Below are 24,948 nucleotides of genomic sequence, written 5' to 3' on the forward strand. Positions count from 1 at the left end.
CGTCACTCCTCGTCGTCGCGTTCCCACGGCCATCGCGGTCGCTCGACGCCGCCCGACTGGGCGCGGGCGACGAGGAGGGCGAGCCATGCGACGAGCGCCGCGCACGCCGGGAGGAGCAGGCCGAACCAGCCGCCGCCGAACCCGAGGCCGAAGATGAGGCTGGCGAGCACCGTGCCCGTCGCGATCGCGTAGCCGACGACCGCGACGACGACCGCGGCGACCCAGGCCCAGACCGCGGCCAGCAGGGTGCCGGCGAGCACGCGCTCGGGGCGACGCAGCGCGCGGCCGAGGTGCAGCAGCACCGCGAGCGCCGATGCCCCCACGATCGCAGGTCCCACGAGACGGCCGGCGTCCTCCCTAGAGATGACCTCCGCGTCGGTGAGGAGGCTGACGAAGCCGTAGGCGGCCACCACCAATGCGAGGTAGAGGGCCGTGGCGAATCCGGCCACCGGCCAGGCCCTCCGCCCGTTCTCCTGCATCCTCCGAGACTACGCCCGGGCAGCACCAGGTGGCGCGACGAGGCGACGCTCGACCCGTCGCCGCGGGGCGCGCAGCGCGCCCACCACGTGCGCCGCCGTGGCCGCCCTCGGACGCGCCGGCGAGCAGGAGGGGAGCCGCCATCAGCGCGAGCAGGAACCCGACCGCGTCCCAGCCCCACGCGGGGCGAGGCACGGGCTCTTCCTCGGCGTGATCCTGGCGTCGGGCGAGTTCCTGCCGGAGCCGACTCACGGTGCGATCGAATCGGCGGCCGAGGTCGACGAGCCGGCGAGCCGCCTCCACGTCGATGCGCGACAACGCCGCATCCTCGAGCGTCCGGATGACGGCCGCCGGCGGGTCGACCGGGGTGAGCGGCATCGTGCGCGCCCGTTCGGCGGCGACGCGAGCGGCATCCGTCACCGTGCCGGTCATGCGAAGCCCCCACCCGGATGCCGCGCACCAGTTCGTCGAGGAACGGCGCCATGTAGCCGGCGTCGCGCGCGCTGTCGCCGGTGCCGCTGACCGCGACCGCACGCCGTCGACGTCGAACACGTAGTTGAGCCGACCGGCGGCGATCGCCGGGTCGCTCGAGGGCAGCACGATCGCGGCGCGGTGCGCCGGGCACGGGCGTGATCGCGAATTCGCGCACGGCGGCACGGCGCCATGGTCGTGTCGGTGTCGCGCAGCGGTCGATCGCCGCGGCCGGCCGTGCGGCCACCGGCGGTGCGGCCACGGTCGTGGGAGCCGCCGAGGCCGCCGAGGCCACGGGAACCGTCCCGGCGCCGGTAGGCACGAGCTCGGGCGGCACCCACGCGCCGACCCCCTCGGGTGTGCACGGCCGCGCTGCGGCGCGTCTCACCCGCACCGGGTGAGACACGCCGACGGAGCTCAGCGCGGCTGCGGCCCGGCCGCGATCTCGCGGTCGTACGCCTCGCGCGCCACCCGGTTGCGCTCGGTGACCGCGCGGCCACGAGCCGCGATCCAGCCGCCGAGCCAGATCGGGATCTCGCGCGCGATGACGAACGCCACGATCGCGAAGGGGTCGAGCCAGCGCTGCCGTAGGAAGTCCGCCGCGTCGCCGACCGCGAGCCGCCACGCCTGCACCGTGAGCACGGCACCACCCACGTAGGCGAAGTACACGAGCACGCCGACGAGCAGGCCGAACACGGCGTAGGCCCACCACGCGCCACGGTTCACGATCGCGGCGAGCAGCGCGAAGCCCACGAAGAACGCGAGGATCGGCACCCAGAACACCGGGCTCGCGAGGAACTCCACGAACGCGTCCGTCGCCTCGGCGGCGTCGCCGCGTCCGAGCAGGAGCAGGTACGCGACGCCCGCGTAGAGGAGCGCGAAGACGACGGTGCCGACGAGGGCCACGAGCACGCCGAATCCGCGGTTGCCCCGGGGCTTGGGCGGTGTCGGCGCCTGCACGTAGATGGTCTGCGGGGCGGGAGCCGGGACCGCAGGGGTGGTCTCGGGCTCCGGCGCGAGGGTGGCGGATCCCGCCGCGATGCCTGGGGCCGCGACGGAGGCGGCCGGCACGTATGTCTCACGACGCACGGAGTCGGCCGGCACCGGCTCGGGCACCGCGTCGCCCGACCCGCCGGCGTCGTGGATGTCGGATGCCTCGGGCGTGGCGTTCGCCCGTTCGACGGCGGCGTCGAGCCGGGCGGTGGCGTCGGGCGAGTCGAGCGGCTCCTCCATGGTTTCCGGCACCGGTTCGGACGCGCCGGGTTCGGATGCGTCGGCGGCGGATGCATCGACCGGAGGCGCCGCATCGACCGGCGCCGCCGGCTCGGCGGCGGGCGACGACAGGCCCCGGTCGGCGAGATCGGCCTCGTGCTCGTCCGCGTGCGGCTCGAGCCCGCCCGCGTCGTGCGGGCGCTCCGGCTCGGATCCGGGAGTCGTGCTGCTCATGTCGCGCTCCTTCCGGGCGCCGTCGCACCCGCGATTGTGGCCACTGTAACAACGCCGGCAAGCCATTCCGGGCAGCCGCGCGGCGCTTCGCGCACGGTTGCGGGCGGCCACGTGGCATCCGGATGCCCCGGAGACGCCGAAAGGCCCCGGATCGCTCCGGGGCCCTTCGGTCGTGTCGCGGCGGTCTGTCCTCGCGAGGGCGGCCCGAGTTCGGGTTGCCCTCGCGAGCGTCGGCCGCCGCGGGCGACTCAGCTGTAGTTGCCGGGGGTGAAGTCGTCGCTCGAGAACGCGTCGAAGTCGACGAAGCTGAGGTCGCCCTCGGCGAACGCCGCGTCGTCGGCGAAAATGCGGTTCGGGTACCGCTCCGCCTTCGCCTCCTCCGTGGCCTCGACCGCGACGTTCCGGTACCTCTGCAGTCCGGTGCCGGCGGGGATCAGCTTGCCGATGATCACGTTCTCCTTGAGGCCGACGAGCGGGTCGGACTTGCCCTCCATGGCGGCCTGCGTGAGCACGCGGGTCGTCTCCTGGAAGGACGCGGCCGACAGCCACGACTCGGTCGCCAGGGAGGCCTTGGTGATGCCCATGACCTCCTGGCGGGCCGAGGCCGTCTTCCTGCCCTCGGTGAGCGTGGCGCGGTTGATCTCGTTGTACTTCGACCGATCGACGAGTTCGCCCGGGAGCAGGTCGGTGTCGCCGTGGTCGACGACGGTGACCTTGCGCAGCATCTGGCGCACGATGACCTCGATGTGCTTGTCGTGGATCGGCACGCCCTGCGAGCGATACACGTCCTGCACGCCGTCCACCAGGTGCTTCTGCACCTCGCGCACGCCCTTGACCCGGAGGACCTCCTTCGGGTCGACGGTGCCGACGATCAGCTGCTGGCCGAGCTCGACGTGCTGGCCGTCCTCGACGAGCAGCGTCGAACGCTTGAGCACGTTGTACGCGATCGGCTCGTCGCCGTTGTCGGGCGTGAGGATGACCTTGCGCTGTCGCTCGGTCTCGTCGATCGTGATGCGACCGGCGGCCTCCACGATGGGCGACGCACCCTTGGGGGTGCGGGCCTCGAAAAGCTCCTGCACGCGGGGAAGACCCTGCGTGATGTCGTCGGCCGAGGCCGAGCCACCGGTGTGGAAGGTACGCATCGTGAGCTGCGTGCCGGGCTCGCCGATCGACTGGGCCGCGATGATGCCCACGGCCTCGCCGATGTCCACGAGCTTGCCGGTCGCGAGCGAACGGCCGTAGCACTTCGCGCACACGCCGACCGCGGACTCGCAGGTGAGCACCGAGCGGACCTTGATCGTCTCGACGCCCGCCGCGATGAGCTCGTTGATGAGCACGTCGCCCACATCGGATCCGGCCTCCGCCACGACCTCGCCCTTCGCGTCGACCGCGTCGGCCGCGAGGGAACGGGCGAACACCGAGTTCTCGACGTTCGGGTCGCGCACGAGCTTGCCCGAGGCATCCGTCGTCGCGATCGGCAGGTCGAGGCCCTTGTTCGTGCCGCAGTCGTCCTCGCGGATGATGACATCCTGCGAGACGTCCACGAGACGACGCGTGAGGTAGCCCGAGTCCGCCGTGCGCAGGGCCGTGTCGGCCAGGCCCTTGCGGGCACCGTGCGTCGCGATGAAGTACTCCGCCACCGACAGGCCCTCGCGGTACGAGGAGATGATCGGGCGCGGGATGATCTCACCCTTCGGGTTGTTCACGAGGCCTCGCATGCCGGCGATGTTGCGCACCTGCAGCCAGTTGCCACGAGCGCCCGACGTGACCATGCGGTTGATGGTGTTGTCGGTCGGGAAGTTCTCCTGCATGGCCTTGGCGACCTCGTCGGTGGCCTTGGTCCAGATCTGGATGAGCTCCTGGCGACGCTCGAGGTCGGTCGTGAGACCCTTCTCGAACTGCGACTGCACCTTGGCCGCCTGCTTCTCGTACTTCGAGACGATCTCGCCCTTGTTCGGCGGCGTCACGATGTCGGAGAGCGCGACGGTCACGCCCGAGCGGGTCGCCCAGCGGAAGCCGGCGTCCTTGATGCGGTCGAGGGTCGCGGCGACCTCCGTCTTCGGGTAGCGCTCGGCGAGGTCGTTGACGATCTGCGAGATCTGGCCCTTGCCGGCCTGCGCGTTGAAGTACGGGTAGTCCTCGGGCAGCGCCTCGTTGAAGAGCGCGCGACCGAGCGTGGTCTCGAGCAGGTACGGCTTGCCCGCCTCGAAGCCCTCGGGCTCGCCGCCCTCCGCGAAGTGCAGCCCCTCGAGGCGGATCTTCACCTTCGCACCGAGGTCGAGTGCGATCTCGCCCGGACGGTTCTGGTCGAACGCGAGGATCGCCTCGGCGATCGACGAGAACGCGCGACCCTCACCGGCGGCGCCGTCCTTCTGCGTCGTCAGGTGGTGCAGTCCGATGATCATGTCCTGCGAGGGCAGGGTCACCGGACGGCCGTCCGACGGCTTCAGGATGTTGTTCGACGCGAGCATGAGGATGCGGGCCTCGGCCTGCGCCTCGACCGACAGCGGCAGGTGCACGGCCATCTGATCGCCGTCGAAGTCCGCGTTGAACGCGGCGCAGACGAGCGGGTGGAGCTGGATGGCCTTGCCCTCGACGAGCTGCGGCTCGAACGCTTGGATGCCGAGGCGGTGCAGGGTGGGCGCGCGGTTCAGCAGCACGGGGCGCTCGCGGATGATCTCCTCGAGCACGTCCCACACCTGCGGACGCGAACGCTCGACCATGCGCTTGGCGGCCTTGATGTTCTGCGCGTGGCTCAGGTCGATGAGGCGCTTGATGACGAACGGCTTGAAGAGCTCGAGCGCCATCTGCTTGGGCAGGCCGCACTGGTGCAGCTTCAGCTGCGGGCCGACCACGATGACCGAACGGCCCGAGTAGTCGACGCGCTTGCCGAGCAGGTTCTGGCGGAAGCGACCCTGCTTGCCCTTGAGCATGTCGCTCAGGGACTTCAGGGCGCGGTTGCCGGTACCGGTGACCGGGCGACCACGACGACCGTTGTCGAACAGCGCGTCGACCGCCTCCTGCAGCATCCGCTTCTCGTTGTTCACGATGATCTCGGGCGCACCGAGGTCGAGGAGGCGCCGCAGGCGGTTGTTGCGGTTGATCACACGACGGTAGAGGTCGTTGAGGTCGGAGGTCGCGAACCGGCCGCCGTCGAGCTGCACCATCGGGCGGAGCTCGGGCGGGATCACCGGCACGACGTCGAGCACCATCGCGGCCGGCGAGTTGCCGGTCTGCAGGAAGGAGCTGACGACGCGCAGGCGCTTGATCGCGCGGATCTTCTTCTGGCCCTTGCCCTCGGCGATCTGCAGGCGCAGGTCGTCGGCCTCGGCGGCCAGGTCGAAGGCCTCGAGCCGCTTCTTGATGGCCTCGGCGCCCATGTAGGCCTCGAAGTACATGCCGAAGCGGTCCTGCAGCTCGTGGAACACCGAGTCCTCGGGCTTCAGGTCACCGACCTTGAGGGTGCGGAAGTCCTCCCACACGCGCTCGAGGTGCGCGATCTGCTCGTCGGCGCTCTTGCGCACGCCGGCCATCTCCTTGTCGGCGGCGGCCTCGGCGCGCTTGCGCTGGTCGCTCTTGGCGCCCTCGGCCTCGAGCCCGGCGAGCTCGGCCTCCTTGCGCGCCATGAGCTCGGCGATGCGCGCGTCGCGCTGGTCGCCGATCGTCTTGATCTCGAGGCGGAGCTCGTTCTCGAGGCCGGGCATGTCGGCGTGACGGCCCTCCTCGTCGACGTCGATCACCATGTAGGCGGCGAAGTAGATGACCTTCTCGAGGTCCTTCGGCGCCATGTCGAGCAGGTACCCGAGGCGCGAGGGCACGCCCTTGAAGTACCAGATGTGCGTGACGGGGGCGGCGAGCTCGATGTGGCCCATCCGCTCACGGCGCACCGAGGACTTGGTGACCTCGACACCGCAGCGCTCGCAGACGATGCCCTTGAAGCGCACGCGCTTGTACTTGCCGCAGGCGCACTCCCAGTCGCGGCTGGGCCCGAAGATCTGCTCGCCGAAGAGGCCGTCCTTCTCGGGCTTGAGCGTGCGGTAGTTGATGGTCTCGGGCTTCTTGACCTCGCCGTAGGACCAACGACGGATGTCGTCGGCGGTGGCCAGACCGATGCGAAGCTCGTCAAAAGTGGTTGCGTCGAGCAATTTCTCTCCTAGAAAAGTCTCAGTCGTCGTTCTGGCCGGGTTCAGATCTCGTCGATGTTCGACGACTCGAAGCGCGCGGAGATGTTGATGCCGAGCTCCTCCGCCGCGCGGAAGGCCTCGTCATCGGTGTCGCGCAGGCTCACCGCCGTGCCGTCGGCCGAGAGGACCTCGACGTTCAGGCAGAGCGACTGCATCTCCTTCATGAGCACCTTGAAGGACTCCGGGATGCCGGGCTCCTGGATGTTCTCGCCCTTGACGATGGCCTCGTACACCTTGACGCGACCGAGGATGTCGTCGGACTTGATCGTGAGGAGCTCCTGCAGCGCGTAGGCGGCGCCGTAGGCCTCGAGGGCCCACACCTCCATCTCGCCGAAGCGCTGGCCGCCGAACTGGGCCTTTCCACCGAGCGGCTGCTGCGTGATCATCGAGTACGGGCCCGTGGAGCGCGCGTGGATCTTGTCGTCGACGAGGTGGTGCAGCTTCAGGATGTACATGTAGCCGACCGAGACCGGGTACGGGAAGGGCTCACCCGAACGACCGTCGTAGAGCTGCGTCTTGCCGCTCGAGTCGATCAGTCGCTCGCCGTCGCGGTTGGGCAGCGTCGAGTCGAGCAGACCCGCGATCTCCTCCTCGAGGGCGCCGTCGAACACCGGGGTCGCGACCTTGGTGCCCGGAGCGGCCTCGTGCGCGTCCTTCGGGAGCTTCTTGGCCCACGACGGGTTGCCCTCGACCTTCCAGCCCTGCTTGGCGACCCACCCGAGGTGGGTCTCCAGCACCTGACCGAAGTTCATGCGGCCCGGGATGCCGAGCGGGTTGAGGATGACGTCGACCGGGGTGCCGTCGGCGAGGAACGGCATGTCCTCGACCGGCAGGATCTTCGAGATGACGCCCTTGTTGCCGTGGCGGCCGGCGAGCTTGTCGCCCTCGGTGATCTTGCGCTTCTGGGCGATGTAGACGACCACGCGCTGGTTGACGCCCGAGCCGAGCTCGTCGTCGCCGTCCTGCGCGTCGAACACCTTGACGCCGATGATCGTGCCCTGCTCACCGTGGGGCACCTTCAGCGACGTGTCGCGCACCTCGCGGCTCTTCTCGTTGAAGATGGCGCGGAGCAGGCGCTCCTCGGCCGAGAGCTCGGTCTCGCCCTTCGGCGTGACCTTGCCGACGAGGATGTCGCCGGGTCGCACCTCGGCGCCGATGCGGATGATGCCGCGCTCGTCGAGGTCGGCGAGCAGGTCGGGACTGACGTTCGGGAGATCACGCGTGATCTCCTCCTTGCCGAGCTTCGTGTCGCGCGCATCCACCTCGTACTCCTCGATGTGGATCGACGAGAGCACGTCGTCCTTCACGAGGTTCTGGCTGAGGATGATCGCGTCCTCGAAGTTGTGGCCCTCCCACGGCATGAACGCGACGAGCAGGTTCTTGCCGAGCGCGAGCTCGCCGTTGTCGGTCGCGGGACCGTCGGCGACGACCTCGCCGGCCTCGATGCGGTCGCCCGCCGAGACGATGACGCGGTTGTTGTACGACGTGCCCTGGTTCGAGCGGTCGAACTTGCGCAGGTAGTACGTCTGCGTGCCGCCCTCGTCGAGCTGGATGGTCACGGAGTCGGCCGAGACCTCGGCGACGACACCGGCCTTGTCGGCGGTGATGACGTCACCGGCGTCGACGGCCGCGTAGCCCTCCATGCCGGTGCCGACGAACGGCGAGTCGCTGCGCAGCAGCGGCACGGCCTGGCGCTGCATGTTCGCGCCCATGAGGGCGCGGTTCGCATCGTCGTGCTCGAGGAACGGGATGAGCGAGGTCGCGACCGACACCATCTGGCGCGGCGAGACATCCATGTACCCGATCTCGTCGGCGGGGAACAGGTCGACCTCGCCGCCCTTCTTGCGGGCGAGGACGCGCTCCTCCTGGAAGTGGCCGTCGGCCTTCAGCGGCGCGTTGGCCTGGGCGACGATGTAGTCGTCCTCCTCCATCGCCGTGAGGTAGTCGATCTGCTCGGTGACCTTGCCGCTCACGACCCGGCGGTACGGCGTCTCGATGAAGCCGAACGAGTTGATGCGCGCGAACGACGCGAGCGAGCCGATGAGGCCGATGTTCGGGCCTTCCGGCGTCTCGATCGGGCACATGCGGCCGTAGTGCGAGGGGTGCACGTCTCGGACCTCGACGCCCGCGCGGTCGCGAGAGAGGCCGCCCGGGCCGAGCGCCGAGAGGCGGCGCTTGTGGGTCAGGCCCGCGAGCGGGTTGTTCTGGTCCATGAACTGCGACAGCTGCGAGGTGCCGAAGAACTCCTTGATCGCGGCGACGACGGGTCGCACGTTGATCAGCGTCTGCGGCGTGATCGCCTCGATGTCCTGCGTCGTCATGCGCTCGCGCACGACGCGCTCCATGCGGCTGAGGCCGGTGCGCACCTGGTTCTGGATGAGCTCGCCCACCGCGCGGATGCGACGGTTGCCGAAGTTGTCGATGTCGTCGACGTCGAGACGGATCTCGACGTCCTTGCCACCACGGCGACCCGGGAGCGTGGTGCGCTCGTCGTGCAGCGCGACGAGGTACTTGATCGTGGCCACGATATCCTGCACCGTGAGCACCGAGTCGGTGAGCGGCGCCTCGAGGCCGAGCTTGTTGTTGATCTTGTACCGGCCGACCTTGGCGAGGTCGTAACGCTTCGGGTTGAAGTAGAAGTTGTCGAGGAGCGCACGCGCGGCCTCGGCGGCCACCTGCTCGCCCGGACGGAGCTTGCGGTAGATGTCCTTGAGCGCCTCCTCCTTGGTGAGGATGTTGTCCTTCTCCAGGGTGAGGGCGATCGACTCGTAGCCGGCGAACTCCTCGAGGATCTCCTCGCTCGTGAGGCCGAGGGCCTTCAGGAAGACGGTCACCGACTGCTTGCGCTTGCGGTCGATGCGCACGCCGACCTGGTCGCGCTTGTCGATCTCGAACTCGAGCCAGGCACCGCGGCTCGGGATGACGCGCGCGGAGTAGATGTCCTTGTCGCTCGTCTTCTCGGGGGTGCGCTCGAAGTAGACGCCGGGCGAACGCACGAGCTGCGACACGACGACGCGCTCGGTGCCGTTGATGACGAAGGTGCCCTTCGGGGTCATCAGGGGGAAGTCGCCCATGAAGACGGTCTGGGTCTTGATCTCACCCGTGAGGTGATTCATGAACTCCGCGTTGACGTACAGCGGAGCGGAGTAGGTCTTGCCCTTCTCCTTGCACTCATCGATCGTGTACTTCGGCGGCTCGAGCTCGGGGTTCGTGAACGAGAGCTGCATGGTCTCGCCGAGGTCCTCGATGGGGGAGATCTCCTCGAAGATCTCCTCGAGGCCGGTGGTCTCGGGCAGGTCCTGCCGGCCTGCCTCGACCGCAGCCTCGACGCGCGCCTTCCACGCGTCGTTGCCGACCAGCCAGTCGAAGCTCTCCGTCTGGAGGGCGAGCAGATCGGGTACCGTGAGGGTGTCGGTGACCTTTGCGAACGAGAGGCGGCTTGCACCGCGTCCGTTCTTGGGGGTGGGCATGGTCGCGTTACGCGCAGCAGCCAAGTGAATAACCTCCATCGGCCCCGTCGGGCCGGTTCACTGTCGGTAGCGGAGAGTGGTACCCCTCAGACGTTTGCGGATGCTCGAGGGAAAATCCCCCGGCACGCAAGGCCGACCGCAATATGAAGGCATGGTGGGTCTGGGAGCGCAAAGGTTAACTATATGCCGCAGTGCGCGACATGTCCAGTCGATTCTTGACCTCTTCGCGAATCTCGGGTATAAGCCCAGTTTTCGGTCGACGGATGCCGCGTCCCGCGGCCTTCGTGGCACGATGCAGGCATGACCGAGCCCCGCGTCTCGTTCGAGCCCGAGGTGTTCTCATCGCCGGGACTCACGCTGCTCGTCGACGGCACCGCCCAGTCGCACGTCGACCCGACGGAGCCGCGGCGGCTGTTCTTCGAGTACGTGCGGCGCATCGGTCACGTGCTCGACGCGGTGCGTCCGCCGGGGCATCCGATCGGCGTCGTTCACCTCGGCGGCGGGGCGCTGACGCTCCCTCGCTACGTCGCCGCCACCCGCCCGGGATCGGCGCAGGTGGTGGTCGACCACGATGCCGAGCTGATCGACACGGTGCTCGCACGACTGCCACTGCCCGCGGCATCCGGAATCGAGGTGCTCATCGCCGACGCCCGCGACGCGGTCGCCGCGCTCGCTGCCCGGCCGCCGGTCGACGTCGTGGTGGTCGACCTCTACTCCCGGCTCGACGCGCCGGCGTTCGTCGACGAGGTGCCGTTCATGGCCGGATGCCTCGGGCTCCTCGCTCCCCGCGGCCTCGTCGTCGTGAACGTGGCCGATGCGCCCGGCCTCACCCGGCTGCGTGCACAGGCTCGCGCCCTCGCCCGCGCCGACCCGGGTGCGGAGCTCCTCGTCGCCGCCGACCCCGGGGTGCTGTCTGGCGTAGACGAGGGGAACGCGATCCTCGTGGCCGGGCCCGACGGGCTGTCCCCGGGTCTCGAGGAGCGCATGAACGCGGCGGGGCCGTTCCCCGTGGCCGCCCTCACCCGCGACCGGCTCGACGCCGCGCTCTGGGGCGTGTGCTGAGCCGGGGCCGGAATCGTCCTGGGCCTCCGGTTGCGCCGAGGGCGACCGAATGCCGCGTCGCCCAGCCCGCGGCGAACCGCGGGTAGCGTGGCATCCGTGTCAGACCTCGAACGCCCCCTCGCCGTGAGCGGCCACCTCGCCCGGCTCGAGGAGTCCCGGCAGGTGCCCGGTTCGTGGACGCTCTACGTCGACGGCACGCCGCAGTCGCATGTCGAGCTCGACCGGCCCGACTGGCTCGGCTTCGAGTACGTGCGCCGCATCGGGCACGCGATCGACCTCGTGAAGCCCGAGGGCGAGCCGATCACGGCTGTGCACCTCGGCGGCGGGGCGCTCACGCTGCCGCGGTACGTCGCCGCGACCCGGCCGGGCTCGCGGCAGCAGGTGATCGAGCTCGAGTCCGAGCTCGTGGACCTCGTGCGCGAGCACCTGCCACTGCCGCGCGGCGCCCAGGTGCGCGTGCGGCACGGCGACGCGCGCGAGGTGCTGCAGAAGCTGCCGCACGGGCTCGACGGCGCCGTCGACATCGTGGTGGTCGACGTCTTCTCGGGCGCGCGCACGCCCGCGCATGTGACCTCGGTCGAGTTCTACGGACTTGTCGCTCCCCGACTCGCGCCCGGCGGCATCGTCGCGGTGAACGTCGCCGATGGCGCAGGGCTCGCGTTCGCGAGGTCGCAGGTAGCGACCCTCGCGCACGTCTTCGAGCATGTCGCCATCGCCGCCGACCCGTCGATGTTGAAGGGCCGGCGCTTCGGCAACGTCGTCGTGTACGCCTCCCACCACGAGCTGCCGTTCGCCGGCATGCCGCGGCGCCTCGCGAGCGACCCCGCACCGGCGAAGCTCGTCGTCGGTGATGAGCTGCGCCGGTTCACGGCGAACGCACCGGTGGTGACCGATGCCACGGCCGTCCCCTCCCCGCCGCCGTCGCGCTCGGTGTTCATGACGAAGCCCGGCGCTTGACGCCTGGGCCCCGGCCGCATCGACAGGCTCAGCGACCGGAGCGGAATCGGCGACCGGGACGAGCTCAGCGGCGACGTCAGACGTCCGCGTTCGCGGGCTCGTCGGCGCGCTGCGCGGCGACATCCGCCTCCTTCGCCGTCATCCAATCGCGCAGGTCGCTGCGGAACACCACCACGGCGAGCGCGCCGTAGCCGATGAGGAGGAGCGCCGCGGATCCGAGCATCGCCCAGAGGCCGATACCGCTCAGGAGGAACTCGACGACGACCCAGCCGATGAGCACGATGCCGATCCAGGCCACGCCGAGCTTCGCACGGAAGAGGGCGATCGCCAGGAGGATGACGCCGACGACGGTGCCGACGAGGCTCACCATCGAGAGCGCGGTGGCAGGTCCCTGCACGGCGGCCTCGACGGCGACCGGCGCACCCTCGGCCCCGCCGGCGAGCACGAGCGAGATGCCGGCGTATGCCGCATGGCCGAACGCGCCGAGCACGGTCAGTGCCGCCGCGATCGGCGCGAGCACCGGCGTGCGGTTGCGCAGCAGGTGCGCCACTCCGATGATGCCGATGACGAGAGCGGCCTGCGCTCCGAGGAATGCATATGCCGAAAGGGCGGCGCTCGCGGCGACCGCGGCGGCATCACCTGAGCCGTCCAGCGGCGGCGCGGTAAGGACGAACACGACCGACAGCACGGCCCACAGCGCGAGGCAGATGGCCGTGGTGAGGCGATGGAATGAGGCGAGGCGGAACATCAGGACTCCTTCGGTTGATGACACCGGCCTTCTGCCGGGCGTGCCGCCACACTAGGAGCACGCTCCGGGTGGGCGGATCGGCCCGGGGTCGCGATGTCGGCGCCTTCCGTCGGCATGGCATCGACCACGGGCGATTCCACCGTCGACCGTGGGATGACGCGCACCGTCGCCGGCGCCCGCTTCGTTGAGGCCATGGAGCGCCGACGGTTCTGGCACGGAGTGCAAGACGCCGCGCTCGCGCTCGCGCTCGCCGCGGCCGGCATCGCCGAGGCCTTCGGGTTCGTCGAGTCGGTGATGGGCGACGGGTCGCCGGTGGTGAGCTCGTTCGGCATCGTGCTCGCCGCGGGGCTGCTCTCGCAACGACGGTTGCACACGTGGCTCCTGCCCGGTGTGTTCGCCGTGTGGCTCGCCATGGGCGTGCTCACACTCGGGCAGATGCAGTCGCTCTTCTGGGGGCAGCTCGTTCCGTTCATCGTCGCCCTGTACAGCCTCGCGAGGCACGGTCGCGGCCGCCTGCCCTGGATCGGCGCCGGCGCCGCAGCCGTCGCTCTCCTCTTTGCCGACTTCTTCCTGCCGGTGCTCCAGAGCGTTGACGAGATCGCCTTCCACTGGACGGTGTGCGTCATCGCGTTCGCCGCAGGCTGGGGACTTCGCACCTCGGAGGCACGCGCCGTGGCAGCAGCGATGAGGGCGAACGCTGCCGAGACCGAGTCGCGCGAGCAAGCCCGCGCGGCCGTTGCGGAGGAACGAACGCGGATCGCACGCGAGTTGCACGACGTCCTCGCGCACTCGGTGAGCGTGATGGTCGTGCAGGCAGGAGCCGCCGAGCAGGTCGTCGACGACGACCCCGAGTACGTGCGCCGGGCGCTCGCCGCGATCCGGGTGGCGGGCGCGAATTCGCTCGACGAGGTCCGCCGCGTCGTCTCGCTCCTTCGGGAGTCGGATGCCGCAGACGGTCTCGCACCGCAGCCCGGCATCACCGCGATCGGCGAACTGGTCGCGGCCGCGGAGGCCACCGGTCTCGAGGTGGACTTCGAGGTGTCGGGCACTCCGCATGACGTGCCGCCCGGGCTCGGGCTGACTGCCTACCGCATCGTGCAGGAAGCCCTCACGAACGTGCGCAAGCACTCCGATGCCCGCCGCGCACGCGTGGCGGTGCGGTGCGGTGCCGGAGACGCTCACGATCGAGGTCGACGATGACGGCACGGCACTCGCGGCCGATGGGATCACCAGGACGCGCGCGGCCGTCGGGCACGCTGACGGCGGGCATTCCGGCCACGGTCTGATCGGCATGCGGGAGCGCACCGCGGTCTACGGCGGGCGGCTCGAGGCCGCGGCATCCGTCGATGGATTCCGCGTTCGCGCCGTGATCCCGCGGGCGGCGGCATGACTCCCACCGACCCCATCGCCGATGAGACACCGAATGCCGCGATCCGCGTGCTCGTCGTCGACGATCAGGATCTCGTGCGCGCCGGGTTCCGGCTCATCCTCGAGCGCGCAGGATTCGACGTCGTGGGCGAGGCCGCCGACGGGCTCGAGGCGGTCGAGCGTGCCACCGCGACCCGGCCCGACGTCGTTCTGATAGACGTGCGGATGCCGCGGCTCGACGGCATCGAGGCGACGCGCCGCCTGATCGCGACGCTCGACCCGGCGCCTCGCGTGATCGCGCTGACGACCTTCGACCTCGACGAGCACGTGTACGGCGCGATCCGCGCCGGGGCATCCGGGTTTCTCTTGAAAGACATCTCGCCGACCGGACTGGTGAACGCCGTGCGCGTCGTGGCGGCCGGCGATGCCATGCTCGCGCCCGCGGTGATCAACCGGATGATCGACCGCTACGTGGCCCACCAACCGACGGAGGAGGCCCTCGGCCGGCTGCTCGCCGAGCTCACCAAGCGGGAGACCGAGGTCGCGCGACTCATCGCCCGGGGGCGTTCGAATGCCGAGATCGCGGGCCGCCTCCACCTCGGCGAGGCCACGGTGAAGTCGTACGTCTCCCGGCTGCTGACGAAGCTCGGCGCCCGCGACCGGGTGCAGATCGCGGTGTTCGCGTACGAGTCGGGGCTCATCAGGGTCGGCGAGCCGCGCTGACCCGGCGAGCCGCGGCGACCGGGGGCGCACGCTTCGACGAATTCAGCGGGCGGGGCGAACCCGGCGAGCGGGGCGTCCGCGGCAAGGCTCACGCGTGCCGGAACCGCACCGCCTGCCCCGGGCGGAGCTGCGCGACGGCGTCGAGCGAGCCCGGCGCCACGATCGCGATCACGGGATACCCGCCCGTCACGGGGCGATCGGCGAGCAGGATCGTCGGCTGCCCACCACCCGCGACCTGGATCGAGCCCGGCACCGTCGCCTCGCTCGGAAGCTCACCCTGCTGCCGACGCTCGAGAGCCGGCCCCACGAGCCGGGCCCCGATGCGGTCGGCCTGCTCCGAGATGCGCCACTCCGCGTCGAAGAGCGCCTGCCGCGCGGCATCCGTGAACCAGTCGGCCCTGGGGCCCGGCCGGAGCGCGAGCGTCACGGTGCTCGCGGGCGGCGGGAAGGCGACGTCCACGTCGACGACCGGCACGGATGCCGCGGGCTCCGCACCGATCTCGAGCACGTCGCCCGCCCGCACGGGCTCGGGGCCGATGCCGGCGAGGGTGTCGCGGGAGCGCGAGCCGAGCACCGGCGGCACGTCGAACCCGCCGCGCACGGCGAGCAGGTACCGGATGCCCCGCTCGGCGAGTCCCACCTCGAGCACCGAGCCCTCGCGGGCGCGGGCCGCGGTGTACGGCGCGATCACTCGCCCGTCGAGGCGGACGCTCCCCCACGCACCCGTCACGGCGAACCAGCCGCCGCCATCGAACCGGGCACGGAACCCGCCGACGAGCAGCTCGAGCGCCGCGGCGCCGTCGGGGTTGCCGACGAGCCGGTTCGCCAGCGCGAGGGCGCTCCGGTCGAGGGCGCCGGATGCCGCGACGCCGAGCCGCGCGAACCCCGGTCGCCCGAGGTCCTCCACGAGGGCGAGCGCGCCCGGCTGCTCGACGACGAGGCGGGTCATCCGGCGCCGACCGCCTCGAACCGCACCCGTCGGCCGGGCGCGAGCAGTGCCGGCGGATCGGATTCGGGGTTCCAGAGCTCGGCAGTGGTTCGGCCGATGAGCCGCCACCCGCCCGGACTCTGCCGGGGGTACACGCCGCCGAACGCGCCCGCGAGCGCGACGGCTCCGGGCGGCACGTGAGTGCGCGGAGCGCTGAGGCGCGGCACCTCGAAGGGCCAGTCGTCGCTCACCAGGTAGCCGAATCCGGGCGCGAAGCCCACGAACGCCACGCGCCACTCGGCGGCGACGTGGCGGGCGACGAGCGCCTCGGTCGAGACCGCGAGGAGCGCGGCCGTCGCGGCCAGGTCGTCGCCGTCGTAGGCGACGGGGATCGTCACGGGTTCCGCGGCGGCGCCCGCTGAGCGCAAGCCGGCCTCGGCGGGGATGCGGCGCACCCACGTCGCGGCTGACTCGAGCGGGATCACCGCGGGATCGATCGCCACGAGGATGGTGCGCGCGGCCGGCACGAGTTCCACGACGCCCGGCCGCGGATCTGCGGCGAGCGCGTCGTGCAGTGCCAGCACCTCCTCGAGGCTGTCGCACTCGATGAGCAGCGCCGAGTCGCCGCTCGGCAGCAGCCGCCGGCTCATGCGAACGACCGGAGCTCGACGCCGGCCGCCTCGAGCGCGGCGCGCACGGCGCGGGCGAGTTCGACGGCTCCGGGGGTGTCGCCGTGCATGCAGAGCGAGTCGGGTGCGAGCTCGAGGCGGCTGCCGTCGTCGACGGTGATGCCGCCCGTCTCGGCGAGCTCGAGCGCACGGTCGGACGCGGCCGTCGGGTCGTCGACGACGGCCCCGGGCTCGCCGCGCGGCACGAGCGAGCCGTCGGCGACGTACCCGCGGTCGACGAACGCCTCACGCGCGTAGCGGAGGCCCGTGGCATCCGCCGCCCGCTCGAGCGCACTGAACGGCGGGCCGAGGATGGGCAGCGACGCGTCGTAGCGGGCGAGCGCCTCGGCGAAGGCGTGCGCGGCCTGCTCGTCGGCGGCGAGCCGATGGTAGAGCGCACCGTGCGCCTTCACGTAGCGCACCCGGATGCCGCTGCCGCGCGCGATGCCGTCGAGCACGCCGAGCTGGGCGAGGAACTCCGCGGCGATCTCGGCGGGGCTCGTTTCGAGCGCCCGGCGTCCGAAGCCGACCCGGTCGCGATACCCCGGATGCGCGCCGAGCACGACGCCGTGCATCACCGCGAGGCGAGCGCTCGCGGCCATGGTGACGGGGTCGCCGGCGTGGTACCCGCACGCGATGTTCGCACTCGTCACGAGCCGGAACATGGCCTCGTCGTCGCCGACGCGCCACGCGCCGAACGACTCGCCGAGGTCGCTGTTCAGATCGATCGCGGGCCTCATGTTCCCATTCTGCCGCCGTCCGGCGCACACTGAGGACGGGAGGATCGGATGCCGCACGCGACGGGCACGTGCACGGTGCGACGCCGCGCGCGCGGCCGGCGGGCGGCATCCGTCGTGGCCATCGCCGCAGCCCTCGCCCTCGCCGCCTGCACCGGAGCGCCCCTGCCCACGCCGACTCCCCTGCCGCTTCCCGCAGCGGGCACCCCCGCCACCCCGCCTCCCGCGTCGCCCGTGCCACCGCCTCCCGTGCTGCAGCCGTCGGGCGAGCCCGAGACGATCGCATCGGGGCTGGATGCGCCGTGGTCGATACTGCGGCTGCCCACTGGTGGCGTGCTCGTGAGCGAGCGCGACACCGCCGACATCGTGGAGGTGCGCGGCGACGGCTCGCTCCGCGTCGCGGCCACCGTGCCGGGCGTCGCCCATGCGGGCGAGGGCGGGCTGCTCGGGCTCGCGTTCCGCGCCGGCGACGGCGAGCACCCCGCGTACGTGTACGCGTACTTCACCGCGGCATCCGACAACCGCATCGTGCGGATGCCGCTCACGGGCGCACCGGGCTCGCTCGCGCTCGGCGCACCCGAGGACGTGCTCACGGGCATCCCGAAGGCGGGCAACCACGACGGCGGGCGGATCGCGTTCGGGCCCGACGGGTTCCTCTACGCGACGGCGGGCGACGCCGGCAACCGGGACGCCGCGCAGGACGTCGCCTCGCTCTCGGGCAAGATCCTGCGGATGACGCCCGAGGGGCAGCCCGCGCCCGGCAACCCGTTCGGCAACTTCACGTGGTCGTTCGGGCACCGCAATCCCCAGGGCATCGCGTGGGATGCGCGGGGCGGCATGTGGGCGGCAGAGTTCGGGCAGAACACGTGGGACGAGCTCAACCGCATCGAGCGCGGGGCGAACTACGGCTGGCCGATCGTGGAGGGCCAGGCCGGCGACGCGCGGTTCGTCGACCCGGTGCTGCAGTGGTCCACCGCCGAGGCGAGCCCGAGCGGACTCGCCGTCGTGGGCGACACGCTGTTCCTCGCCGCCCTCCGCGGGGAGCGGCTGTGGTCGATCGCGCCCGCGACAGGCGGCGGCGAGCTCACGGCGACGGCGTGGTTCGCCGGCGAGCTCGGGCGTCTGCGCGACGTGGTCGCCGGGCCCGACGGGGAGCTGTGGTTCGTCTCGAATGACACCGACGGGCGCGGATCGCCGGGGCGCGACGACGACCGGCTCTACCGCGTGCGGCTCGCGCCGACCTAGCCGAATGCTCCCCCATTCGGGGGCCACGGCCGCCTCCCGCGTGTCGGCGGGCGGGTCTATTCTCATCCCATGGCGGATCTGGAGCGGGTTCGACGGTGGGCCGATGCCCTCATCGTGCTGCACCTCGACGCCGAGGTCTGGAGCTTCGGATTCGACAACGCCAAGAAGCGCGCCGGGCTCTGCAACTACACGGCCAGGCGCATCTCGGTGTCGCGCTACCTGGCGGCGCGGTACGACGACGACGAGATCCACCAGATCCTGCTGCACGAGGTCGCGCACGCCGTGGCCGGCCCCCGGGCGGGGCACGGCCCGAGGTGGGCGAACATCGCGGCCGACCTCGGCTACGTGGGCGAGCGCACGCACGACGGCGAAGTAGCGCACGAGCTCGCGCCCTGGGTCGGCCGGTGCCCCGCGGGCCACGAGCATTTCCGGTACCGTGAACCCAATCGTCCCCTCAGTTGCGGCCTCTGCCGGCGCGGCTTCGACCGGGCGAACCTCATCGTCTGGCGCCATCGCGAGATCACGGCCACTGTGCGGCAGCGGGCCGCGAGCGCGGCCGCAGGCTGACCCGCTGCCACCGCGCCCAACCGGGCGTGCCGTTGGGCGCATGCGATCGGTCGGATCGCGCGGAGGGCACGCGTAACCGGCTAGGATGGTTGCATGCCCGTCTCCACCGTGTCCATCCCCGTCGGACAGTGGTTCACCTCCCCCGAAGGCGTGCGCTGGTGGTTCGACTCGGGTTCGTTCGCCCTCGACTTCGCGTACACCGGCGCCATCGGCGGCAACCCCGCGTGGGAGCGGCTGCATGCCCCCGACGACCTCACGTCGTGGCTGCACGATCGCTTCCCGGTCGCGATCGGCAGCGCCCGCTCGCGCGACCTGTTCGACGCGATCTCGTTGCGCGACGCCATCGGCCGCATGGCGCAGGCGTCCGCCCACGGCGAGACCCTCCGCACGAGCGACATCGACCTCGTCAACCTCTACGCCGCGACCCCAGACATCCCCCCGGTGCTCGCCGACGGCTCGCGCCAGGCCGGGCGATCGGTGCAGACCGTCGCGCAGGCGCTCTCCACGATCGCGCGCGACGCCGTGGACCTGTTCGATCCCGCCAATCACGGACGCATCCGCGAGTGCAGCGGCAGCGACTGCGAGATCGTCTACCTCGACACCTCGCGCGCCGCGACCAGGCGGTGGTGCTCGATGCAGCGCTGCGGCAATCGCGCCAAGGTGCGCGCGCACCGCGCCCGCGCCCGACGGGCGGTCGAGACCGCGGCCTGAGCCGCCGGCCCGGGCGTGCTGCAGTCGGGCGCGCGCTACGCGCGGAACACGCCGTCGTGCAGCTCGGGCACGACCCGAGTGACGTCGAGCCGGGTGGCGAGGCGCAGCTCGTCCCTGCGACCCCGCGCCGTGAGCTCGACGCCCGAACCTGAGGCGCCGATCAGGTGCACGAAGGCGCGCCGCAGTCCCTCGAACGCCGCGGATGCGACGGCCGCCTCGGGCGAGGTGTGATCGATGCCCAGGCCGACGAGTGCGTCCACGACGGCGCCCGCCGTGAGCTGGTCCTCGATGGCGGGGCGGTCGGGGCCGCCCGCGGCGACGATCGCGACGAGCATCCGCTCGCCCCGCTCCTCCTGGAGGGCGAGGATCCGCTCGGCGACCGCCGTGCGGTTGCGAAGCGATGCCGCCAGTACGAGGGGGTCGTCGCCCGCCGCGAGCGCGGCCCGCACCGCGGCGGATGCCCCCGGCGCAGCGGTGTCGGCGCCGTCCACGGGCGTCGCGAAGCCATGCTCGGCGGCGACCACGACCGTCGTCGTGAATGAGAGCGCGTCGACGAGCACGGCCACGTGCGCGCCGGGCACGACGCGCTCGGCACCCGCGGCGCCCCGGTCGAACCTCACCTGGTACTTCGCCTGTCCGAAGGGCGTCGTCGAATCGCTCACCGCGACAGGCTAGCGCCGCCACGACACGGCAGGCAGCCGAGGCATCCGTTCGTGACGAATCGCGTCGCTAACGGCCACCGCCGCCCCCGGCGTCGTACATCGCGAGCGCCTCGGCGTCGCTCGCGCGCGACGCGGCCCGGCGTGCGGCGTCGAGCGCCGCCACGGGGTCGGGCTCCTGTCGGGCGATCACGAGATGGCGCTCGGCCTCGACGAGGCGTGTGCGGGCATCCGCGCCGATCCGACGACCGCCGCGTTCGATGGCCGCCTGCGCCACCCTCAGCTGGCTCTCGGCGATGGCGATGGCCCCGCCGAGAGCGCCGCGCGCCCCGTCGAGCCGGCCCTGCGCGTTCCGTGCCGTGGCCCGGGCGACCTCCAGCCGATCACGGGCCGCACGCAGGCGATCGCGATCGGCGAACGGATCGCCCGCCTGCCCCGCACGCGCGGCGAGCACCGCCGAGGCCTCGCCGATCGCCCCGCCGAGCACCGACTGCGCCGCGGCATCCTCCTGCCCGTCGCGCTCCCGACGAGCCGCCTCGAGCTCGGCGTCGAGCGATGCGGCCGACGCGGCGGCGTCGGCCTGCGCCGTCGCGAGCACCAGCTCGACGCCCTCGATGTCGGCGAGGTCGCGTTCGGCGCGCGCGAGACCGTCGGCGGCCATGGCCAGCAGTTCGGCAGCGGGTTCGGAGTTCGCGAGCCGCCGCTCGGCCTCGTCGAGCGACGCCGACGCCGCGGCGAGCGACGCGTCCAGGCGTGCGGATGCCCCGTGCGCGGCCGCGAGCGCGGCGGGCGCGAATCGCATGGCGAGCCGCTCGAGCGCCGCCGCGGCCTGGTCGCGACGTCGGCCGAGTCGTGCGGCATCCTCCCTGAGGGCCGGCACGCCCTCGCCCGCCGCGCGCTCCGCCCGACGACGCGCGCCGAGCGCGGCATCCGCCCGCCCGATCTCGGCGAGCGCCGACTCGCACAGGTCGACGATGCGCGCCGACCATCGGTGCCGCTCGGCGGCCGTGCTGGGGCCGGCATCGTCGAGACGCTGCTGCAGCAGGAACACCTCGCGCAGCCGGGACCGTGCCGTCTCGAGCGCGTCGCGCACGTCGCGCGCCACGGCGGCGCCGAACTGTGCCTCGGCGAACGCCACCTCGCCGTCGGCGTCGCGCACGGCGGTGTCGGCCTGCACGATGAGTCCCTTCGCGCGCACCTCGAGCTCGCGGCCCGACTCGATTGCGGCCCGTTCGCGGCGCGCTCCCAGCCGGCGGATTCCCACGACGCCGCCGGCGAGGGCGACGAAGGCCGCGCCGAACACGAGGAACGATGGCAGCCACCAGAGTCCTTCGGCCATGAGCGCGAGTCTAGGCCGTGTGCGTGCGACCCGGCTGGGTGTCATCGCACGTGAATCCGCCGGACGCGCTTGGCAGGGACATCCGGTCGTCCTACTCTCGGCACATGCGGGTCATCCTGAAACTCACGCTCGATTGCACGCCGGATGCCGCATGGCGGGCCCTCCGGGGTCCGGCCGTGCTGCGCGAGGTCGTGGCCCCGTGGCTCGACTTCTCCTCGCTCGAGGACGAGGGCCTGCCGACCGTCTGGCCCGAGGGACGGCACCGGGTGCGTGCCCTCGCGTTCCGCCGCTTCCCGGCCGGCGAGGAGCTCGTCGACGTGAGCTACCCCGGCGGCCTGCCCACCGGCGTGCGCATGCTGCGCGACGCGGGCGGCGTGCTCACCGGGCCGCTCACGCTCTTCGATCGCTGGGACCATCGCATGGCCGTGTCGCCGTTGCCCGGCGGGCGCACGTTGTACCGCGACCAGCTGCTTGCGCACGCGGGCGCGCTCGACGTCGTGGCGTGGTATCCGACCTGGGCGTTCTGGCAGTGGCGTGGCATGCGGCTGCGACAGCTCGCCGCCGGCTGGTCGTACGACCCGCCGGGCACCGCGGATGCCGCGGCCTCCACCCGGACGGTGGCCGCGTGAGCGACTCGATCGGGTCGCTCCAGCTCGCGGACTGGCGCCGACGGGTGTTCGGCCTCTACTCGGGGGTGCGCCAGCTGAGCGTGCACGACCCGGCCGCCGGCCACGAACTCTGGGCATCTGGGCGCGACGAGCTGTTCGCGGGGCATCCGCAGTCGCCGCTCCTCCCCGACGACCGGGCAAGATTCACGGGACTCACCGTCCCACGCTACGACCCCGACTGGCGGTTCGAGCTCGAGGTGCGGCGTGCCGACGAGCCGGTGCGCATCACGGTCGACAGCGCCACCGACGGCCCCATCCCGTTCTCGCTCGTCGGCACCGTCCGGGTGCCGGGCCTCGGCACGCTCGACGTGTGGCGCCTCACGGGGTACGGCGGCGGGCTGTTCCTTCCGGTGAAGGACGGGCTCGCCGGCAGACCCGGCGGCACGTACGGCGGCGGGCGGTACCTGCTCGACACCGTGAAGGGCGCCGACCTCGGTCCGGGTGTGCTCATCGACTCGCTCGTCATCGACTTCAACTTCGCCTACAACCCCTCGTGCGCGTACGACCCGTCGTGGTCGTGCCCGCTCGCGCAGGCGGGCAACACGCTGCGCGACGAGATCCCGGTGGGCGAGCGGATGCCGCGCTGACGGCGTTCTGTCAGGGGCATCCGCTACAGTGGGTGATGGCGAGCGCGATGGACGCGCCGCCTGCGTCGTAGAACGCTTCCGGGCAGGGCCTCTCACGAGGGCGCCCGATGACTCCATACGGCGAACGGATTCGCCGACCGGCGTCTTCGCCACTTCCCACCGCCGGGCCTGACGGGCAGCGCCTCGCGCCTGCCCAGACCAGCGACGGGTTCCTGCCTGAAAGGCAACATGACCGACATCACCTTCGGCGCGCTCGGCGTGCCCGCACCCCTCGTCGCGGCCCTCGCCGCCGACGGCAAGACCACCGCGTTCCCGATCCAGGTCGACACGCTGCCCGACACGCTCGCCGGACGCGACGTGCTCGGCCGCGGCAAGACCGGCTCGGGCAAGACCATCGCGTTCGCGCTGCCCATGGTCGCCCGCCTCGGCACCTCGCTCGCGGGCGGCAGGCGTCGCCCGGGCCGCCCGCTCGGCCTCGTGCTCGCCCCGACGCGCGAGCTCGCGACGCAGATCATGCAGACGTTCGAGCCGTTCGCGAAGGCGTACGGCCTCACGGTCACCACGATCTTCGGCGGCATCAACCAGACGCGTCAGGTCGCTGCGCTCCGCGCCGGCGTCGATATCGTCGTGGCCACCCCGGGCCGTCTCGAGGACCTCATGAAGCAGGGTCACCTGCACCTCGACGCGATCGAGATCACGGTGCTCGACGAGGCCGACCACATGGCCGACCTCGGCTTCCTGCCGGTCGTCACGCGCATCATGGACAAGACCCCGCAGGGCGGTCAGCGCATGCTGTTCTCGGCCACGCTCGACAACGGCGTGGACAAGCTGGTGAAGCGCTACCTGCAGAACGAGGTGCGGCACTCGGTCGACGAGGCGAACTCGCCCGTCGCCGCCATGACGCACCACGTCTTCGAGATCGACGACGACGACCAGAAGAACGAGCTCGTGCGCACCCTCGCCTCGGGCACCGGCCGCCGCATCCTCTTCATGCGCACCAAGCACCACGCGAAGAAGCTCGCGAAGAAGCTGACCGAGCAGGGCATCCCCGCGGTCGACCTGCACGGCAACCTGTCGCAGCCGCAGCGCGACCGCAACCTCGCCGCGTTCGGCGACGGCTCGGTCAAGGTTCTGGTGGCCACGGATGTCGCGGCCCGCGGCGTGCACGTCGACAACGTCGAGCTCGTCATCCACGTCGACCCGCCCATGGAGCATAAGGCGTACCTGCACCGCTCGGGCCGCACCGCCCGCGCCGGCAGCGAGGGCGACGTCGTCACGATCTGCCTGCCCGCGCAGAAGCAGGACCTGAAGACCCTCCTGCGCAAGGCCGCCATCACCGTGACGCCGCAGCGGGTGACCGCCGCGTCGCCCGCCGTGGCGGCGCTCGTCGGCGAGGTCGCCCCCTACGTGAAGCCCCAGCCGAGGGCCGCGGCGCAGCAGCAGGGCGGCGGCCGGTCGCAGGGCGCGAACGCGCAGCGCAAGCGCGCCGGGCGCGGCGGCGGCGGCGGTCAGGCGGACGTCGCGCCTGCGACGCCGCGTCGCGACCGCTCGGGCCGTCCGGCCGAGGCGAAGGCGCATGCCCCGAAGCAGGGCGCCGGCCACAGCCGCGGTGCCCAGAGCTCGGGCGCGCAGCGCGGGGCATCCGCTCGCTCCACCGCGAAGCAGCCGCTCCGCGTCGGCAGCCTCGTCTCGCCGTCGCGCAACACCCGCAACAACCGCCGCGCACAGGGCTGACGCCCGCCCGCAGTCCCCGCCGGCATCCGCCGGCACGACGAGGCCCCGCCGCCGACCCGATGGTCGACGGCGGGGCTTCACGTTGCCGCGAGGTCGAGGCACTCCGACGAGCCCAGCACCTTGGCGCTGAGCTCGTTCGTGGTGTCGCCGCGCCACACCTTGAGGGTGCCCGCGCCAGTGACCACGGGTTGTCGGTGAT

Annotated in this window: 23 protein-coding genes; 13 read left to right on the plus strand and 10 right to left on the minus strand. The window is 71.9% G+C overall.

Annotated elements, in window-relative coordinates:
• Positions 1-2 precede the first annotated feature (2 nt).
• Positions 3-479, minus strand: coding sequence for a DUF6121 family protein (locus IEX31_RS14275; RefSeq protein WP_188744091.1), 477 nt, complete (start codon positions 477-479; stop codon positions 3-5).
• A gap of 305 nt (positions 480-784) precedes the next feature.
• Here IEX31_RS14275 and IEX31_RS14280 point away from each other — a divergent pair, with 305 nt between their 5' ends.
• Together IEX31_RS14280 and IEX31_RS14285 are read left to right on the plus strand one after the other, a co-directional pair.
• Positions 785-1,033: a hypothetical protein gene (locus IEX31_RS14280; RefSeq protein WP_188744092.1), complete on the plus strand. Its 249-nt coding sequence runs from the start codon at positions 785-787 to the stop codon at positions 1,031-1,033.
• 73 nt (positions 1,034-1,106) lie between these two features.
• Complete coding sequence (locus tag IEX31_RS14285) at positions 1,107-1,349, plus strand: hypothetical protein (RefSeq protein WP_188744093.1); 243 nt, start codon at positions 1,107-1,109, stop codon at positions 1,347-1,349.
• A 16-nt stretch (positions 1,350-1,365) separates the two neighbouring features.
• Here the strand turns inward: IEX31_RS14285 and IEX31_RS14290 are convergent, their stop codons facing one another.
• The 3 genes from IEX31_RS14290 to rpoB form a co-directional block, all read right to left on the minus strand.
• A complete protein-coding gene (locus IEX31_RS14290) occupies positions 1,366-2,394 on the minus strand; it encodes a hypothetical protein (RefSeq protein WP_188744094.1) in 1,029 nt (342 codons plus the stop codon).
• A gap of 248 nt (positions 2,395-2,642) precedes the next feature.
• On the minus strand, positions 2,643-6,539 hold the full coding sequence (locus tag IEX31_RS14295) for a DNA-directed RNA polymerase subunit beta' (protein ID WP_188744095.1): 3,897 nt from the start codon (positions 6,537-6,539) through the stop codon (positions 2,643-2,645).
• A 41-nt stretch (positions 6,540-6,580) separates the two neighbouring features.
• Complete coding sequence (gene rpoB, locus IEX31_RS14300; protein WP_188744096.1) at positions 6,581-10,072, minus strand: DNA-directed RNA polymerase subunit beta; 3,492 nt, start codon at positions 10,070-10,072, stop codon at positions 6,581-6,583.
• A 276-nt stretch (positions 10,073-10,348) separates the two neighbouring features.
• On the opposite strand from rpoB, the gene IEX31_RS14305 reads away from it, so the two are divergent.
• The gene (locus tag IEX31_RS14305; protein WP_188744097.1) at positions 10,349-11,110 is read left to right on the plus strand and encodes a spermidine synthase; all 762 of its coding nucleotides are present in this window, start codon (positions 10,349-10,351) and stop codon (positions 11,108-11,110) included.
• 96 nt (positions 11,111-11,206) lie between these two features.
• Positions 11,207-12,067, plus strand: a complete 861-nt coding sequence (locus IEX31_RS14310) for a spermidine synthase (RefSeq protein WP_188744098.1) — start codon at positions 11,207-11,209, stop codon at positions 12,065-12,067.
• 76 nt (positions 12,068-12,143) lie between these two features.
• Here the strand turns inward: IEX31_RS14310 and IEX31_RS14315 are convergent, their stop codons facing one another.
• On the minus strand, positions 12,144-12,815 hold the full coding sequence (locus tag IEX31_RS14315; protein WP_188744099.1) for a hypothetical protein: 672 nt from the start codon (positions 12,813-12,815) through the stop codon (positions 12,144-12,146).
• 114 nt (positions 12,816-12,929) lie between these two features.
• Here IEX31_RS14315 and IEX31_RS14320 point away from each other — a divergent pair, with 114 nt between their 5' ends.
• From IEX31_RS14320 to IEX31_RS14330, 3 genes are read left to right on the plus strand one after another with little or no spacing between them, the layout of a single operon-like run.
• Positions 12,930-14,015: a sensor histidine kinase gene (locus IEX31_RS14320; protein ID WP_188744100.1), complete on the plus strand. Its 1,086-nt coding sequence runs from the start codon at positions 12,930-12,932 to the stop codon at positions 14,013-14,015.
• Positions 13,981-14,205, plus strand: coding sequence for a sensor histidine kinase (locus IEX31_RS14325; protein WP_188744101.1), 225 nt, complete (start codon positions 13,981-13,983; stop codon positions 14,203-14,205). The genes IEX31_RS14320 and IEX31_RS14325 overlap by 35 nt, the downstream gene beginning before the upstream one ends.
• Complete coding sequence (locus IEX31_RS14330; protein ID WP_188744102.1) at positions 14,202-14,906, plus strand: response regulator transcription factor; 705 nt, start codon at positions 14,202-14,204, stop codon at positions 14,904-14,906. Before IEX31_RS14325 ends, IEX31_RS14330 begins: the two co-directional genes overlap by 4 nt.
• 88 nt (positions 14,907-14,994) lie before the next feature.
• On the opposite strand, the gene IEX31_RS14335 is transcribed toward IEX31_RS14330, so the two are convergent.
• Genes IEX31_RS14335 through IEX31_RS14345 form a run of 3 tightly spaced genes read right to left on the minus strand, consistent with a single transcriptional unit; the run spans position 14,995 to position 17,242 of the window.
• Positions 14,995-15,855: a 5-oxoprolinase subunit C family protein gene (locus IEX31_RS14335; RefSeq protein WP_188744103.1), complete on the minus strand. Its 861-nt coding sequence runs from the start codon at positions 15,853-15,855 to the stop codon at positions 14,995-14,997.
• Complete coding sequence (locus IEX31_RS14340) at positions 15,852-16,484, minus strand: 5-oxoprolinase subunit B family protein (RefSeq protein ID WP_188744104.1); 633 nt, start codon at positions 16,482-16,484, stop codon at positions 15,852-15,854. Before IEX31_RS14340 ends, IEX31_RS14335 begins: the two co-directional genes overlap by 4 nt.
• Positions 16,481-17,242, minus strand: coding sequence for a LamB/YcsF family protein (locus IEX31_RS14345; protein WP_229662378.1), 762 nt, complete (start codon positions 17,240-17,242; stop codon positions 16,481-16,483). Before IEX31_RS14345 ends, IEX31_RS14340 begins: the two co-directional genes overlap by 4 nt.
• A gap of 48 nt (positions 17,243-17,290) precedes the next feature.
• Between IEX31_RS14345 and IEX31_RS14350 the strand changes: the two genes are divergently transcribed.
• The 3 genes from IEX31_RS14350 to IEX31_RS14360 all read left to right on the plus strand — a co-directional run bounded on the left by IEX31_RS14350 (position 17,291) and on the right by IEX31_RS14360 (position 19,762).
• Positions 17,291-18,484, plus strand: coding sequence for a PQQ-dependent sugar dehydrogenase (locus tag IEX31_RS14350; RefSeq protein ID WP_188744105.1), 1,194 nt, complete (start codon positions 17,291-17,293; stop codon positions 18,482-18,484).
• A gap of 69 nt (positions 18,485-18,553) precedes the next feature.
• Positions 18,554-19,051, plus strand: a complete 498-nt coding sequence (locus IEX31_RS14355; RefSeq protein WP_188744106.1) for a SprT-like domain-containing protein — start codon at positions 18,554-18,556, stop codon at positions 19,049-19,051.
• Between the two features lie 93 nt (positions 19,052-19,144).
• The gene (locus IEX31_RS14360; RefSeq protein WP_188744107.1) at positions 19,145-19,762 is read left to right on the plus strand and encodes a CGNR zinc finger domain-containing protein; all 618 of its coding nucleotides are present in this window, start codon (positions 19,145-19,147) and stop codon (positions 19,760-19,762) included.
• Between the two features lie 35 nt (positions 19,763-19,797).
• Here IEX31_RS14360 and IEX31_RS14365 read toward each other — a convergent pair whose 3' ends face one another.
• Both IEX31_RS14365 and IEX31_RS14370 read right to left on the minus strand, forming a co-directional pair.
• Positions 19,798-20,424: a 2-phosphosulfolactate phosphatase gene (locus IEX31_RS14365; protein ID WP_188744108.1), complete on the minus strand. Its 627-nt coding sequence runs from the start codon at positions 20,422-20,424 to the stop codon at positions 19,798-19,800.
• Positions 20,425-20,491: 67 nt separating this feature from the next.
• Positions 20,492-21,760: a hypothetical protein gene (locus IEX31_RS14370; RefSeq protein ID WP_188744109.1), complete on the minus strand. Its 1,269-nt coding sequence runs from the start codon at positions 21,758-21,760 to the stop codon at positions 20,492-20,494.
• A 104-nt stretch (positions 21,761-21,864) separates the two neighbouring features.
• Between IEX31_RS14370 and IEX31_RS18990 the strand changes: the two genes are divergently transcribed.
• The 3 genes from IEX31_RS18990 (at position 21,865) to IEX31_RS14380 (ending at position 24,749) form a co-directional block, all read left to right on the plus strand.
• Positions 21,865-22,389, plus strand: coding sequence for a hypothetical protein (locus IEX31_RS18990; RefSeq protein WP_229662379.1), 525 nt, complete (start codon positions 21,865-21,867; stop codon positions 22,387-22,389).
• Positions 22,386-23,015: a DUF1684 domain-containing protein gene (locus IEX31_RS18995; RefSeq protein WP_229662380.1), complete on the plus strand. Its 630-nt coding sequence runs from the start codon at positions 22,386-22,388 to the stop codon at positions 23,013-23,015. Before IEX31_RS18990 ends, IEX31_RS18995 begins: the two co-directional genes overlap by 4 nt.
• A gap of 228 nt (positions 23,016-23,243) precedes the next feature.
• On the plus strand, positions 23,244-24,749 hold the full coding sequence (locus IEX31_RS14380) for a DEAD/DEAH box helicase (RefSeq protein WP_188744111.1): 1,506 nt from the start codon (positions 23,244-23,246) through the stop codon (positions 24,747-24,749).
• The last annotated feature ends 199 nt before the right edge of the window (positions 24,750-24,948 follow it).

It is taken from the genome of Agromyces bauzanensis (assembly GCF_014645655.1).
GTDB lineage: Bacteria > Actinomycetota > Actinomycetes > Actinomycetales > Microbacteriaceae > Agromyces > Agromyces bauzanensis.

Excerpts from the sequence above, each read along its gene's own strand:
- IEX31_RS14370 (WP_188744109.1), bottom strand. The coding sequence starts at position 21,760 with ATGGCCGAAGGACTCTGGTGGCTGCCATCGTTCCTCGTGTTCGGCGCG.
- IEX31_RS14380 (WP_188744111.1), top strand. The coding sequence starts at position 23,244 with ATGACCGACATCACCTTCGGCGCGCTCGGCGTGCCCGCACCCCTCGTC.
- IEX31_RS14355 (WP_188744106.1), top strand. The coding sequence starts at position 18,554 with ATGGCGGATCTGGAGCGGGTTCGACGGTGGGCCGATGCCCTCATCGTG.
- IEX31_RS14305 (WP_188744097.1), top strand. The coding sequence starts at position 10,349 with ATGACCGAGCCCCGCGTCTCGTTCGAGCCCGAGGTGTTCTCATCGCCG.
- IEX31_RS14315 (WP_188744099.1), bottom strand. The coding sequence starts at position 12,815 with ATGTTCCGCCTCGCCTCATTCCATCGCCTCACCACGGCCATCTGCCTC.
- IEX31_RS14360 (WP_188744107.1), top strand. The coding sequence starts at position 19,145 with ATGCCCGTCTCCACCGTGTCCATCCCCGTCGGACAGTGGTTCACCTCC.
- IEX31_RS14335 (WP_188744103.1), bottom strand. The coding sequence starts at position 15,855 with ATGACCCGCCTCGTCGTCGAGCAGCCGGGCGCGCTCGCCCTCGTGGAG.
- IEX31_RS14275 (WP_188744091.1), bottom strand. The coding sequence starts at position 479 with ATGCAGGAGAACGGGCGGAGGGCCTGGCCGGTGGCCGGATTCGCCACG.
- IEX31_RS14345 (WP_229662378.1), bottom strand. The coding sequence starts at position 17,242 with ATGAGGCCCGCGATCGATCTGAACAGCGACCTCGGCGAGTCGTTCGGC.
- IEX31_RS14350 (WP_188744105.1), top strand. The coding sequence starts at position 17,291 with ATGCCGCACGCGACGGGCACGTGCACGGTGCGACGCCGCGCGCGCGGC.
- IEX31_RS14290 (WP_188744094.1), bottom strand. The coding sequence starts at position 2,394 with ATGAGCAGCACGACTCCCGGATCCGAGCCGGAGCGCCCGCACGACGCG.
- IEX31_RS18990 (WP_229662379.1), top strand. The coding sequence starts at position 21,865 with ATGCGGGTCATCCTGAAACTCACGCTCGATTGCACGCCGGATGCCGCA.
- IEX31_RS14330 (WP_188744102.1), top strand. The coding sequence starts at position 14,202 with ATGACTCCCACCGACCCCATCGCCGATGAGACACCGAATGCCGCGATC.
- IEX31_RS14320 (WP_188744100.1), top strand. The coding sequence starts at position 12,930 with ATGGCATCGACCACGGGCGATTCCACCGTCGACCGTGGGATGACGCGC.
- IEX31_RS14340 (WP_188744104.1), bottom strand. The coding sequence starts at position 16,484 with ATGAGCCGGCGGCTGCTGCCGAGCGGCGACTCGGCGCTGCTCATCGAG.
- IEX31_RS14280 (WP_188744092.1), top strand. The coding sequence starts at position 785 with ATGCGCGACAACGCCGCATCCTCGAGCGTCCGGATGACGGCCGCCGGC.